Source organism: Schleiferia thermophila (assembly GCF_003337435.1).
Lineage (GTDB): Bacteria > Bacteroidota > Bacteroidia > Flavobacteriales > Schleiferiaceae > Schleiferia > Schleiferia thermophila.
On sequence record NZ_QPJS01000001.1, the window covers coordinates 451974 to 466456 of the forward strand.

Consider the following 14483-nt stretch of genomic DNA (forward strand, 5'->3'; position numbering starts at 1 on the left):
AGGGCGGAGGCGGATATGAGCCGCGGCAGGCGGGCGATGTGGCTCACGGGCGAGGAGGCGGAGCGGGAGCGAGCCACCGCAGCCCGATGAGTCACGCCCGATCTGCAAGGGGAATAGGAGCCGCAGACCGGCCCCCGGCCGCCCGGTAGGGAGCGGCCGGGGGAGGCGCCCAAACGGAATTGCAACAGGGGATTACAGGATGATGTCCATCTCGTCGAGCAGGTAGCCGGCTCCGGCGTAGATGTCGGTAACCCAGAGGATGTAGCGGATGTCGACCATGATGTTTCGGCAGCGGGTGATGTCGTAGTTGATGTCGCTCATGGTGCCTTCCCAGAGGCGGTCGAAGTTGAGTCCGATGAGGTAGCCGTCGGCGTTGAGGGCGGGGCTGCCGGAGTTGCCGCCGGTGGTGTGGTTGCTGGCGATGAAGCATACGGGCAGGCGGCCGTCGGAGTCGGCATATCGGCCGAAGTGGCGCTGTTGATAGAGATCGATGAAGCGCTGTGGCAGGTCGAATTCGTAATCGCCGGGGATGTATTTCTGCAGGACTCCTTCGGCGAAGGTTTGGTGGTGGTAGCGGATGCCGTCGCGTGGCATCATGCCTTCGACCTGGCCGTAGCTGACGCGGAGGGTGCCGTTGGCGTCGGGGTAGAAACGCCGGTCGGGGAATGTGGCCATGAGGGCGCGCATGTAGTCGGCTTGCAATGTTTGTGCGATGAGGCTGAGGCTATCATAGGGGCGGTTGATGTGGGTGAGGAAGTGCTGGTACATGTCTTTGGAGAGGGTAAAGAGGGGGTCGCGAGCGAGCTTGCGGAGTGCGGTGGCCCACTGGGCATCGGTGAGGTTGGGAGCCTGCTGCAGGATGGTGTGGAGGTAAGAGCGGTCGTAGATGCGCTGACGGAAGCGCTGGCGGTCGCGGAGGATGTGTTTTTGGTGGCGGGTGAGGGCAGGAGCAGGGGCTATTTGCAGGTTGGCGGTCAGGTAGAGATGGAGGAGGCGTTCGAAGGCTTCTCCGTCGGCGTTGGGGTCGAAGTCTTTGGTGAAGTCGGCAATGGTAGAGAGGATTCGGTCTTTGTTTTGTTTGATTCGGTTGATTCGGGCGGTGTCGGGCAGGTCGATGAGGGGGATGAAGTTGCGGGCGAAGTTCATCAGTTCGATTCCTTGTATGGCGATTTCGATGTAATAGTCGCGGGCGAGCTGGTAGGGGATGAGGTCGTCGTAAGCTTTTTGGAGGGCCGGGAGTGTGTGCTCATATTGGCTGAGGAGGTCGGGGTTTTGCCGGAGGCGGTTGGTAAACTCTGTTTCGAAGGTTCGCCTGCGGTCGACGGCGTTGGTTTCGCGGAGGCCTTGTGATTCGCCGATCCACTTTTTCCAGGCGTTGGCGATGCGGGCGTACTTGGCTGCGTACTGGATCCGAACCTGGTCGCTGGTGCGCATCCGGCGGTCGAGCAGGGAGAGGAGGGTGTCGCGAATTTGGATTTTGGCGGGGTTGTAGATGTTGGCGATGTTGTGAATTTCGTTGGAGGGCAGGTATTGATTGGTACGTCCGGGAAAGCCAAAAATCATGGTAAAGTCGCCGGGTTGTACACCGCCGAGGTATATTTTCAGAAAGTTGCGTGGGGTGAGGGGTTTATTGTTGTCGGATATGTCGGCGGGTTTATTGTTGTGGTCGGCATATACGCGGAAGAGTGCGAAGTCGCCGGTGTGGCGGGGCCAGACCCAGTTGTCGGTGTCGGCTCCGTATTTTCCAATGGAGGAGGGGGGTGCACCTACGAGCCGGATGTCTTTATAGGTTTCGGTGGCAAAAAGGATGTATTGATTGCCGTGGTAGAAGGGTCTGATGATGTAGTCATAGCCTTCCTGTGCTTTCTTTTTTCGGATGAGTGTCTGGATGTTTTCCTGGATTTTTTGTTGCTTGTCGGCGGCTGGAAGTTGGTGAGTGCCGCGGAGGATGTCGTTGGTTACGTCTTCCATGTAGCGGACAAACATGGCGGTGAGGCCCGGGTTTTTGAGTTCTTCGGTTTGGGACATGGCCCAGAAGCCGTTTTTGAGCAGGTCGCGTTCTACGGTGCTGTGGTATTGGATTTGTCCGTATCCGCAGTGGTGATTGGTAAGGAGGAGTCCTTTTGAGGAGATGATTTCTCCGGTGCATCCTCCGCCAAACTGTACGATGGCGTCTTTTAGAGAGGCTTGATTGACGGAGTAGATGTCGTGAGCTGAGATGCGCATGCCGAGGGTTTTCATTTCGCTTTCGTTGAGCTGGGCAAGGAGCATAGGGAGCCACATGCCTTCGACTGCGCGGGTGGTATGAGCAATGAGCAGGGCCAGAGTGAGGAGTTGGGTTTTGAGGTTTGCCTTCAGGTTCATCGGTTTGGAAGATTTTAGGGTGTGCAATGATAGGAAAGGATGGGGTAATGGGGATGGTCAGGCGCTGTTTCGGCCTGCGTTGATATTGCCAAAGAAGCAGCGTACGATGAGTTTTTTGTAGGCTGGCAGTGTGGGGTCATCGGGTGGTAGGGTTCTGGTTTTATGCAGGGCATATTGCTGGATGACGGCCAGTGGCAGAATCATCTCTTCGCGTATGGCTATGGATTTTCGATTGGTGGGGGCTTCCTGAAGCAGTTGAGAGTAACCGGTTATTTTGAGGAGCATTTCTTTGGTGAGGTCGGCTTCGGCTTTGAGGTCTTGCCAGATGGTTCCGTATGTAGGGTCCTGGGAGAGATGGGCGGTGAGTTTGAAGTTGGTTTTGGCCAGGGACTGCATGCTATTGAGTACCAGTGCGCGGAAGAATTTTGATTGGTGGAAGGCTGATTTCAGCTGGTCGAGGTATCCCTGGTCAATGGCATGTTTCAGGGCTGTTCCGAAGCCGTAGTAGCCGGGGACGTTTTGTTTCATTTGTGCCCAGGTGCCGACGAAAGGTATGGCGCGCAGGTCGTCGAGGGAGAGTTTTTCGGTGCGGCCTCGTTTAGCGGGTCTGGAGCTAATGTTGGTTTCTGCGTAGTAGGGCAAAGGGGTGGCATGAAGTAGATAATCGGTGAATGAGGGGTGATTTTTCAGGTTGAGATACTTTTGGTAGGCGATTTCGGCCAGTTGTGAGAAGAGTTCTTTGTTGGCGGGTTGGATGGTGGGGATGTTGTTTCGGAACAGATGCCGTCCGATACCGGCGGTAAGGAGTTGTTCGAGGTTGAAGCGGGCGGCTTGATGGTTTCCAAATTTGCTGGATATGGTTTGGCCTTGAATGGTGATTTGGATTTCGGAGCAAGCAATATCGGCTCCTTGTGCTGCGTAGTAGAGGTGTGTATCGCCACCTCCGCGAGCGGGGGGACCTCCACGACCGTCAAAGAAGATGGGCTCGATGCCAAATTGGCGGCAAAGGGATGTAAGGCGGACTTTGGCCTGGTGAATGGCTATATTGGCCATGAGATATCCACCATCCTTGGTGCCATCGCTAAAGCCGAGCATCACGGTCTGCCGATGGTGATGGGAGGAAATCCAATGGTAGTATTTTGGATTGGAAAATAGTGTTGTAAGGGTATCGACGGAGTTTTCGAGGTCATTGATGGTTTCAAACAGGGGTATGGGCTTAATATTCAGATAAAAATCGGGTCCGGCAGCTGAGAGGAGAAATTTCAATATTGCAAGGTCTTCAGCTTTTTGGGTATTGGAGATGATGTAGCGTTCGATGGCTTTTGGCCCGTTTTGAATATTTATCATCTGAATGGCTCTGACCAGGCGGACAGCATCGGCCATCTCGGGAGAGAGAAAGAGAAGCTCATCTGAGGTGGGATTGAAAGGGGTGTTCCACCAGAAGTTGATTTTTTCGTCCTCTGTGACGAGGGAATCGTAGTGGGTTTTAAGTCCTTTGTATTCCAGGTATTCGAGGGCCCAGGAGCGATGTACGCGGGAGTCCTGCCGGATGTCAAGGGGGGCGAAATGAAAGCCGAAGGTTTCGATTTGGCGGAGGAGTGTATCTACTTCTTCCCGGTGAATGGAGAGAAAGTCTCTCTCGAGGATTTGAGCGATTTCTTTCAGGTCGGAGGAGAGCTCCTGTGGGGTGTTGTAGTAGCGGTCGTCGTGACGATAGATGGTGGATTGGACGCGCAGTTCGATTAGTCTGAGTTTCTAGTCAACTCCGGGAAAGGTGAGCTTGCGTTTCAGAGCTCGGATATCTTTCAGGTAACAGCGCAGGATACTTTCTTTTAGGCGTTTGCAAGTTTCGATGGTGGTATTGGAATTAACGGTGGGATTTCCGTCGCGATCGCCACCGGGCCAGAAACCTGTCGTGATGAGATGGGGATTAAAAGTGTAATTGGGTACTTTTTCCACGAGAAAGGTGTGGATTTGAGCGTTTACGTCGTAAAAGATGTTTTCCAGATACCAGATGAGGGAGATGGCTTCTTCCAACGGTGTTGGCTTGCTGCGCCTATACATGGCGGTGAGTCCGAGCTGGCGCAGCAGCGTGGTGACTTCGGATGGGCTGCCTTTTCGTATGGCTTGCTCCATGTCGGTGATGATGCTCAAGATATGGCCTGGGTAGAATTGTGTAGGATGTGCCGTAAGGACTACTCGTATGCCAAACCTGCTGAGCTCATGGCCTAGTTGCTCCAGAAGATTTTCGGCTTTGGCTTCCTGGATCAGAAAGGCCAGTGAGCCTTTTCCCTGGGGGTCGTGGAGTTTTTCAAAGGCAGCGTCTTCTACGGCATCAAAGAGTACGACCTGGCGCTCAATATACTGGACTACGCGAAAGAGGAAGTCGATTTTGTCGTTTTCGGAAGCGACCGGGTAGTGGTCATGGAAAAAACTGTGGATGATCTCTTCCGGAGATATTTGATTTTCAAGACCTTCTGAAGATTTTTTGTGCAATATGGGGATGTAGGGGCCTGCTGTTTGGATTCCTTTGTATGGGATGGTGAGAAAAAGACTGTTGTAAAGGTGGTAGGTTAGGGTGACATGTTTGTCGAAGGGATTGTCAAAATTCATAAGAGCAGATGTGTATTTCTGCCAAAAATAAAAAACCCTGCTTGAAAGTACAGGCGGAAGTGCAGGTGTTTTTCGGAAATTTAATGACGAACGAACGCAGGTTGGAGCATTGGCTGATATGGATGCTATCGGAGCATTTGGATGGCCCGTTCGAGTTTGGCAATGAAATAATCAATTTCTTCCTTTGTGTTGTAAAATGCAAATGAAGCTCTGACTGTGCCTGGAATGCCGTAATAATCCATAATCGGCTGAGCGCAGTGGTGACCTGTGCGCACGGCAATTCCCTGCTGGTCGAGGAGGGTGCCGATGTCATACGGGTGGCAACCATCAGGAATAAAGCTTATTACAGGGGCTTTACCGGGGGCTTGTCCGTAGATATGCAGGCCATCGAGGTTGTTAAGGGCATCGGTGGCATAGCTCAGCAGTTCATTTTCGTAAGCTGCTATTTGTTCCAGGCCGATGTTCCGGAGATATCGGATGGCTTCTTTAAGGCCGATGGTGCCGGCAATATCAGGGGTGCCCGCTTCGAATTTAAACGGAAGGTCGGCCCAGGTGCTCTTTTGGTAAGTGACGGTCTTGATCATTTCACCACCGCCCATATAGGGAGGCATACTGTCAAGCAATTCTTCCCGACCATACAAGATACCAATACCGGTAGGGCCATACGCTTTGTGACCTGAGAAGGCATAGAAATCGGCTCCTATGGCCTGTACGTCGACTTCCATGTGCGGAATGCTCTGTGCTCCGTCTATGAAGATGACCGCTCCTGCCCGATGGGCCATTTCGGCCATTTGTCTGACAGGATTGATGGTGCCAAGAGCATTGGAGATATGATTTACGGCTACCAGGGCAGTCGGACGCGCTGTGAGGATGTCTTCATATGCCTGCAGGTCGAGTGTGCCGTCGTGGTTCATAGGGATTACATTCAAATGAAGGCCGTAACGCTCTGCGGCCAGTTGCCAGGGAACTATGTTGGAGTGGTGTTCCAATGCTGAAAAGACTACCTGCTGGTCTTTTGGCACTGTGCTGAGGTAGCTGTTTGCTACCAGATTGGCTGCTTCGGTCACACCACGTACAAAGAGGATTTCGTGAGCAAATCGGGCATTCAGATGTAGGCGAATGTATTCCCGAGCTGCTTCCATGGCTTCTGTAGCCAATTGGCTCAACGCGTGCACACCGCGATGCACGTTGCTGTTGTAGTGATTGTAGTATTCTGATATGGAGTTAATAACCTGAAGGGGTTTTTGTGATGTAGCCGCATTGTCAAAATATACCAATGGCTTGTTGTGATGTATTCTGGTGGAAAGGATTGGAAAGTCCCTGCGGATATCTTCTACGGAAAAAACAGCTGTGTTCATCTTCATTTTTGACGATAACAAAAATATAGTTTAGAATGATTAAAAAGAACTTGTTTTTTTAAAAAAAAACCCGGCGAATGCCGGGTCTTAAAAGGGGTACGTAAAGCTGGAAGTTATCGTCTGATTTCCATCTCTTCGAGCAGGTGACCGGCGTTGGCAAATTTGTCGATGATAAACAGCACATAGCGAATGTCCACATTGATGGTTCGCTGAAGTTTATTGTCGAATATCACATCGCCGGCCATGGCTTCAATGTTTCCGTCAAAGGCGCATCCGATCAGCTCACCTTTACCGTTGAGGACGGGAGAGCCTGAGTTGCCTCCTGTGATGTCGTTGTCCGTCAGGAAATTAACAGGCATGAACCCGGCTTTATCGGCGTAAGGGCCGAAGTCGCCTGCATTATATAAATCGATAAGGCGCTGTGGGAGGTCAAATTCTTCATCGCCGGGTTTATACTTGGCAATGGTACCGCGCAGGGTGGTGTAATAGTTTTTGGCCGCATCGTTTCTGGGATCTTTTGGTAGGGAACGCACTGTGCCGTAGGTGAGTCGCAGGGTGCTGTTGGCATCTGGATAAAACGCTTTTTTAGGGTTGGCTTTTCGTGTACCATCTACCAGCAATCTGAAAGCCCTTCTGTATTTGGCGTCCAGTTCTTTTTGTTCCGGAGTTTCTTCTCGGTATTTTTCGAAAAGTGCATTGGAAATTCGGTAAATCGGATCGCTTTCGATCACCGTTGGATCTTCAAGTTCAATAGCAGCTTTAAGCCTTTCGGCAGAAGCGAAAATGCTGATTTTCATCGCATTGGCGATATAGGGGTGGAAGTTGTCTCCGACTTTTTTGTTCAGGTCGGCGATGTAGGGAGCTATCGGGTAAGGCTTTGATTTTGAACTGTATAAAGCCAATTGTGCTGCCAGAACATCCTCTTCCAAAGGCATGTGCATTGAAGCATATTGCTCGTCGATGGTGGCAAGGATTCTGTCCTTAACCAAAGCTCTGCGGTCGCCATCGGCTTTAAGCATGGCATCAACAGAATTTTTGATCCGCACAGGCAAGATTGCGAGTGAGGCTGTACGCAGGGTGGTCAGCAGATAATTATCATGCCGTGCCTTGTGGTTTGTAGCTTCGTAGTAGGCCTGGATATCGGACAGTACATTGCCGTATAGTTCCCGGTTTTCAGCTCTGTTGGCCCAACGTTGAAAGTCTCTTTCTTGCTTGGCGCGGGTAGCCACGGTGCGATGCTTGGTTAGTGCATCAATCATTCCCTGGCGATTTTTCCAGTAGTTGGCTACTTGGGAGTATTTGGTGGCATACATTAGCCTTATGGCGTCTTCTTTGTCCATGTATTTTTTCATTACATCCATTCCGAGTTTAGAGCCTTCGACCCAAGCCGGGTAGGCGTAGGAAATGTTTTGCTGCACGCCGGCTGATGGCAGCCATCGGTTGGTACGTCCCGGATAGCCTAAAATCATGGCAAAGTCGCCTTCTTTAAAACCGGCCAGCGATATGGGAAAATAATGTTTGGGCTTGAAGGGAACATTGGCTTTGCTGTAGGCAGCCGGTTGATTGTCGGCGCCTGCATAAACTCTGAAGAGTGAAAAATCTCCGGTGTGGCGGGGCCACTCCCAATTGTCGGTATCGCCTCCGAATTTTCCGATGCTTTCAGGTGGTGTACCTACCAGGCGCACATCGGTATAGTCTTGATAGACAAAGTAATAAAATTCGTTGCCTTCATAAAATGAACGAACGGATACTATGTATTTGCCACCTTCGCTGTTTTCTTTTTCAATTAATGCAGACTCTTCGCGAATGATTTTTTCTCTCTCTTGTTCGGTCATGAAGTTGTTTACCTTGCTGAGGATTCGGTCGGTTACGTCGTCCATGCGGATAAAAAATCTCACAAAGAGCGACTTGGGTTTGAGTTCTTGTTCTCTGGTTTGGGCCCAGAATCCATCACGGAGGTAGTTGTTTTCCGGAGTGGAGAGCTCGGCAATGGCACCATATCCGCAATGATGGTTGGTGAGCAGGAGACCATCATTGGAAATGAGTTCGGCTGTACAGCCTCCGTTGAATTGTACGACTGCATCTTTAAGGCTGGTATTGTTGATGGAATAAATTTCCTCAGCGGTCAGTTGCAGACCTAACTTTTGCATATCGCGATAGTTGAGCCTGGCAATGTGCATGAGAAACCACATGCCTTCGTTGGCTTTGAGTGCCGGTGGAAAGATGAGCCCAAGGGCCAATCCGAGGATTAACAGATTTTTTTTCATTCTTTACAATGGGTTTTTGATTTGCGAATGTGCGAATGTAAAGTTCACATGTCAAAAAAATGGCGTGAATTTTAGCCTGTCCTTTGGATTAAAAAATTTCTGGAAAGTCACACAATTGACAAATAAAATACTCAAGCACAGTAAGCTCTCCTCTAATTTTGACACGGGACGATACCTAGATTTTCAATTTATTGGAGCGGGGCAGCCGGTGTGAGGTTCACGAGTAAAATGACCAGATTACTAGTACTGCAGGGGGCACGATGGTTCGGATAGAGGTTGAGTTTCAGGCCATCATATTATCAGTGATTTAGGATTGTAGAACTGCTACGGCGGGTATATTTGCAGGCCTTTTTTCAATTAAAATTAAAAACTGATTTTCAATACTTTATGTCAGGGTCTAACTTTGTGGACTATGTAAAGATATGGTTTGCCAGCGGCAAGGGCGGAGCCGGATCAGCGCACCTCCGCAGGGCAAAGTATGTGCCCAAAGGCGGTCCTGACGGAGGTGATGGCGGAAGAGGAGGCCATGTGATCTTACGTGCCAATCCACAAATGTGGACCTTGCTGCACTTGAAATATCAGAAACACATCAAAGCTGAAGCAGGCGAAAACGGCTCAGCCAACAACTGCACGGGTCGCCAGGGTAAAGATGTGGTGGTGGAAGTACCTCTAGGCACAGTAGTGAAAAACCCCGATACCGGTGAAGTAGAGTGTGAACTTACAGAACCTGGACAGGAATACATCCTGATGCGAGGAGGCAGAGGAGGACTTGGAAACACACACTTTAAATCGCCGACCAATCAGACTCCGCGTTATGCACAGCCTGGTGAGCCGGGCGAAGAGGGTTGGAGAGTGCTCGAATTGAAAGTACTGGCTGATGTGGGGCTGGTGGGATTTCCAAATGCTGGAAAATCCACACTTCTGGCCACCATCACAGCTGCAAAACCTGAAATAGCAGATTATCCCTTCACCACACTGGTGCCCAATCTTGGAATTGTGCCCTACAGGGATTTTCAATCGTTTGTCATGGCCGATATTCCGGGGATCATTGAAGGAGCTGCTGATGGTCGTGGACTTGGACACCGATTTCTCCGTCACATAGAGCGAAACAGTGTGTTGCTCTTTATGATTCCGGCAACTAGCGAAAGCATTTCAAAAGAATACAAAATCCTGGTCAATGAACTGCGCAAATACAATCCCGAGCTCCTGGACAAGCGTCGGCTGTTGGCCGTAACAAAGTGTGACCTGCTCGATGCGCAAAGTATGCAAAACATGCATCGAAAAATTCCAAAAGATATCGATTATGTGCTGATATCTTCAGTGGCACAAATGAATCTCGACGTACTCAAAGACAAATTGTGGAAGCTGATCAATGAGTGATTTCTGGACATGGTTTATTGAAAACGACACAAACCTTCTGCTCTACATCAACGGCACAGGCAGTGAACGGATGGATGCCTTTTGGCTGTTGGTAACTGGCAGGTGGACCTGGATGCCCCTCTACGGTTTTTTGCTATGGTGGGTTTGGAAAAAGTCGGGCCGGAGAGGCCTTGTCGGCGTACTAGTGCTTTTGGCCATTGGACTGGTGCTTAGTGATGCTGGTTCGGTATGGGTGTTCAAAAACACGATCAAGCGTCTTAGGCCTTGCCATGTAGAAGAGTTGCAGGAAGTGTTGCGATTGCCAGCGGGTTGTGGAGGTCTCTATGGTTTTATTTCCAGTCACGCAGCCAATTCCTTTATGCTAGCCGGAATGTTTTCGGCACTGGTCTTCAGGCGAAACAAATTACTACCCTTGCTGCTAGTGGTGTGGGCTACATTTGTTTCATACAGTCGAATGTATCTTGGAGTGCATTACCCTACCGATGTACTCTTTGGTGCCGTGTATGGTGGCAGTATTGGCTTGTTTTTAGGATTGAGAGGCCGGCATTTGATTAATCTGTGATTTGCCGATGAGAATAGACATCATCACCGTTCACCCGGAATTGCTCTCAGGACCCTTTAGCCACAGCATTTTAAAGAGAGCACAGGAAAGAGGTTTGGCTCAGGTGGTAGTGCACGACCTGAGGCCATGGGGCCTTGGCCGGCACCAGCAGGTGGATGACTATCAGTATGGTGGTGGAGCCGGAATGGTAATGATGATAGAACCCATTTACAATGTTGTTCAGCATCTCAAAGAAGAGCGCCATTACGACGAAATCATCTACATGACCCCTGATGGTAAGCGCTTCGACCAACCGATGGCCAATCGGCTGTCACTACAGGAAAATTTGATGATGATTTGCGGTCATTACAAAGGAATCGATCAAAGGCTGCGCGACATGCTTGTCACTCTGGAAATTTCCATTGGCGATTATGTCATTTCCGGTGGAGAGCTTGCAGCTGCCGTCGTAGCCGATGCCGTCATTCGCCTCATTCCGGGTGTACTCAATGACGAGACTTCGGCTCTGACAGATACGTTTCAAGATGGCTTATTGGCACCTCCGGTGTATACCAGGCCGCCGGATTTTATGGGATGGAAAGTTCCGGATGTCCTTCTGAGCGGTCACCAGGCAAAAATTGAGCAGTGGAGATTAGACCAATCCCTTCAAAGAACCAAAGAAAGAAGACCAGATTTATACAAAAAATTTATCGAAAACGACCATGCGAACCAAAAGCCTTAAAAAGAAAACCATAAATGTAATAACCCTCGGCTGCTCAAAAAATCTCTACGACAGCGAAGTGCTGATGGGGCAATTGAGAGCCAATGGCAAAGAGGTAGTGGCCGAAGCACCCGCGGGTGATATTGTGGTGATTAATACCTGCGGATTTATCAACAATGCAAAGCAGGAGAGCATCGATACGATACTGCATTATGTGGACCTAAAAGAGAGAGGCAAGGTAGAAAAAGTCTATGTGACCGGCTGTCTGAGCGAGCGCTATAAGCCCGATCTGGAAAAGGAAATTCCGGAAGTGGACCAATATTTTGGCACCAGAGATCTGCCGCGCCTGCTCAAGGTGCTCGGTGCCGACTACAAACATGAGCTTGTGGGCGAGAGGCTGCTCACTACACCATCCCATTATGCCTATTTAAAAATTTCTGAAGGCTGTGACAGGCCTTGTTCCTTCTGTGCCATACCGCTGATGCGGGGCGGCCATAAAAGCACTCCCATCGAAGAACTGGTAAATCAAGCCAATAAACTGGCTGCCAAAGGGGTAAAAGAGCTCATCCTCATAGCTCAGGACCTGACCTATTACGGGCTTGATCTCTACAAAAAGCGCGAGCTGGCCAGACTACTGAGAGAATTGGTGAAGGTAGAAGGGATCGAGTGGATTCGCTTGCATTATCTGTATCCGGCGGGGTTCCCGGAAGAGGTTTTGGATGTAATAGCAACAGAACCAAAGATTTGCAACTATGTCGATATACCACTTCAGCACATCAGTGACCCCATCTTGAAAAGCATGCGTCGAGGCACCACACGCGAAAAAACAGACCGCCTGCTGGCGCTTATGCGGCAAAAAGTGCCCGGAATAGCCATCCGTACCACCTTGATTGTTGGATATCCCGGTGAATCCGAAGAAGATTTTCAAGTTCTCAAAGATTGGGTGCGTGAAACCCGTTTTGACCGCCTTGGTTGTTTTACGTATTCTCACGAAGAAAATACGCATGCTCACCAGCTTTCAGATGATGTACCGGAAGAAGTAAAGCAATATAGGGCTAATGAAATTATGGCCGTCCAGCAAAAAATATCCGAAGAGCTCAATCAGACAAAAGTAGGACAAACTTTTAAGGTGCTCTTTGATCGGACAGAGGCCGGATATTATGTAGGACGCACCGAATTTGACTCCCCAGATGTGGACAATGAGGTCCTCGTACCGATGGAATCAGACACGTATTTGAGACTGGGTGAGTTTTATAATGTGAAAATCACCGAGAGCACTGAATACGACCTGATTGGAGAAATAGTAGAATAGCTTTACCAGGTGTTTTCTGCCACATTTGCTTCCAAAGGGATTATTTGATCGATTCCCTGCCCGTCGATGATTGAGTAGATAAGGTCGGGAATTTTTTCTGTCAGCCGGCCAGCCATGCTTCGTTCGGGCCAATCCGCAGAGCTTCCTTCTATAAGCCAATTCTGTACAGCCTTTGTCGAAAGTTTGTCAAGCACTTTTACATTCAGCTGCCTGAGAGCTTCTGCATTGCAATATTGTTCGTATTGTCCTTTTATGGGAATACAGAGCAGCTTTTTCCTCAGGTATAAAGCTTCGGCTGGCGTTTCAAAACCTGCCCCAGTAATGACACCGCTGCATGAAATCAGCCTTCGGCTGAACTCTTTTGCATTGGCAGGCTCAAAGGTTACATTTCCCTTTTTGTACCAAAAAGCCGCATATTTTGAAAAGACTCTGAAGGGGGCATCAATTTTTGAAAGTATTTTCCATAAAACAGAGTCGCCGTAAGCAGGTAAATACACTACAAACTCGCCCGAATCAACAGGATTTGATTCTAAAATCTCCGGCCTGATGACAGGAGGCAAAATCCACTTTTCATATCTGCGAAAGTGAAGTCCTATCGAATGGCTGCAGGGTGCGTAATGCTTCAAAATAAATTCGCCTACCAGACTTTTCCTCGAAGGTCTTGGAGTGTTCTTGCTTAAAAAAGATGCTTGATGACTGAAAGCCAGGGATGGCACACCTCTTAACTTTGCTGCATAGGCACTAATGGGTTCAAAGTCGTTGATGATCAAATCATATTGATGGACCGGCAGACTTTTAATTTCTCTGACAATCTTCCCTAAATTATTTTCCAGCAGTGTCTTTGAATAACTCAGGCCGCCCGATTTATCATATACAAAGCTTAGCCCCGAGCACCTGAACTGAATCTCAAAGGGCGGTGACAGATTGCTTTGTCTTCCGCTGATGAGCACATCTACTTTAAAATATTTTTTCAAAAGAGGCAGGAGCACCAGTGCTCTGGCCATGTGGCCGTTGCCTGTGCCTTGGATGGCATAGAGAATCCGCTTCATCGAACTTCTGGTTGAAAGGCTGCAATTCTCAACCAGAGCCTGTCCAGGTCTATGGGATCAAGGTCTGGCTCATCTGTGGAATTTTCTTCCTCGCAAAATTCTTCCTCAAATCTGAAGATATGCCACTCACCCTCGCGATATTCAAGAGAAGTGAGATTTTCTACCCAGTCGCCTGAATTGAGGTATATGGTTTTTCCTTTCTTGTTGATCACTTCTCTCATCTGAGGCTGATGAATATGCCCGCAGATTACATAGTCCATACCATTGTCTATAGCCAGTTCAGCTGCTGTTCGCTCAAAGTCCGTAATGTATTTTACGGCTTTTTTCACGCTGTTTTTGATTTTTTTAGAGAGCGAATATTTTTCCCTTCCCATTTTTTCCAGCAGGTAATTTACAAGGCTGTTGATCATAATCAATACATCATAGCCCCAACCTCCGAGTTTGGCCAGCCACTTGGCATTTTGAATGCTTGCATCAAAGACATCACCGTGAAAGATCCAGGCTTTCCTGCCACCGTCCAGGTCAATCACCAGTTTGTCGGCCAATGTGAAGTTTCCCATGGAAAACTCACTGAATTTTCTCAACATTTCATCGTGGTTGCCTGTGAGGTAGTACACATTTGTTCCTTTGCTCATGAGATTTATTACCTGCTTGATTACTTTCAGGTGTGAGGCCGGGAAATAACTCTTTCTGAAATTCCAGATATCGATGATGTCACCATTCAGCACTAGTATTTGAGGCCTTATGCTTTTCAGATATTTATGCAACTCCTTTGCCCGGCAACCATAGGTACCCAGATGTACATCCGATAGTACTACCAGACTGACTTCTCTTCGTTTTTCCAATGGCGTGTTTTTGCAAATTTCATGTAAGGTGTATTA

At 49.1% G+C, this 14483-nt stretch carries 11 protein-coding genes; 4 read left to right on the forward strand and 7 right to left on the reverse strand.

Going from position 1 to position 14483, the window contains the following annotated elements; translation table 11 throughout:
• Positions 1-192: 192 nt before the first annotated feature.
• From DES35_RS01935 to DES35_RS01955, 5 genes are all read right to left on the reverse strand, one after another.
• A complete protein-coding gene (locus DES35_RS01935) occupies positions 193-2364 on the reverse strand; it encodes a S46 family peptidase (protein WP_114365648.1) in 2172 nt (723 codons plus the stop codon).
• 57 nt (positions 2365-2421) lie between these two features.
• Positions 2422-4107, reverse strand: coding sequence for a phosphoenolpyruvate carboxylase (locus DES35_RS01940; RefSeq protein WP_114365649.1), 1686 nt, complete (start codon positions 4105-4107; stop codon positions 2422-2424).
• 12 nt (positions 4108-4119) lie between these two features.
• Positions 4120-4977: a phosphoenolpyruvate carboxylase gene (locus DES35_RS01945; RefSeq protein WP_114365650.1), complete on the reverse strand. Its 858-nt coding sequence runs from the start codon at positions 4975-4977 to the stop codon at positions 4120-4122.
• A gap of 125 nt (positions 4978-5102) precedes the next feature.
• Entirely contained in the window at positions 5103-6335 is a 1233-nt protein-coding gene (locus DES35_RS01950; protein ID WP_037360863.1) for an aminotransferase class V-fold PLP-dependent enzyme, read from the reverse strand.
• Between the two features lie 113 nt (positions 6336-6448).
• Positions 6449-8602: a S46 family peptidase gene (locus DES35_RS01955; protein ID WP_037360866.1), complete on the reverse strand. Its 2154-nt coding sequence runs from the start codon at positions 8600-8602 to the stop codon at positions 6449-6451.
• A gap of 387 nt (positions 8603-8989) precedes the next feature.
• Here DES35_RS01955 and obgE point away from each other — a divergent pair, with 387 nt between their 5' ends.
• From obgE to rimO, 4 genes are read left to right on the forward strand one after another with little or no spacing between them, the layout of a single operon-like run.
• Positions 8990-9982 (forward strand): GTPase ObgE, encoded by a 993-nt coding sequence (gene obgE, locus DES35_RS01960; RefSeq protein WP_037360869.1) that lies wholly within the window; start codon positions 8990-8992, stop codon positions 9980-9982.
• On the forward strand, positions 9975-10544 hold the full coding sequence (locus DES35_RS01965; protein ID WP_037360875.1) for a phosphatase PAP2 family protein: 570 nt from the start codon (positions 9975-9977) through the stop codon (positions 10542-10544). The genes obgE and DES35_RS01965 overlap by 8 nt, the downstream gene beginning before the upstream one ends.
• 7 nt (positions 10545-10551) lie before the next feature.
• The gene (gene trmD / locus DES35_RS01970) at positions 10552-11262 is read left to right on the forward strand and encodes a tRNA (guanosine(37)-N1)-methyltransferase TrmD (protein ID WP_037360878.1); all 711 of its coding nucleotides are present in this window, start codon (positions 10552-10554) and stop codon (positions 11260-11262) included.
• Positions 11243-12553 (forward strand): 30S ribosomal protein S12 methylthiotransferase RimO, encoded by a 1311-nt coding sequence (rimO, locus tag DES35_RS01975; protein ID WP_114365651.1) that lies wholly within the window; start codon positions 11243-11245, stop codon positions 12551-12553. Before trmD ends, rimO begins: the two co-directional genes overlap by 20 nt.
• Positions 12554-12555: 2 nt before the next feature.
• On the opposite strand, the gene DES35_RS01980 is transcribed toward rimO, so the two are convergent.
• Together DES35_RS01980 and DES35_RS01985 are read right to left on the reverse strand one after the other, a co-directional pair.
• Positions 12556-13602 carry a glycosyltransferase family protein gene (locus tag DES35_RS01980; RefSeq protein ID WP_114365652.1) on the reverse strand — a complete coding sequence of 349 codons (1047 nt, stop codon included), beginning with the start codon at positions 13600-13602 and terminating at the stop codon, positions 12556-12558.
• Positions 13599-14447, reverse strand: coding sequence for a UDP-2,3-diacylglucosamine diphosphatase (locus DES35_RS01985; protein WP_037360887.1), 849 nt, complete (start codon positions 14445-14447; stop codon positions 13599-13601). The genes DES35_RS01980 and DES35_RS01985 overlap by 4 nt, the downstream gene beginning before the upstream one ends.
• Positions 14448-14483: the final 36 nt, after the last annotated feature.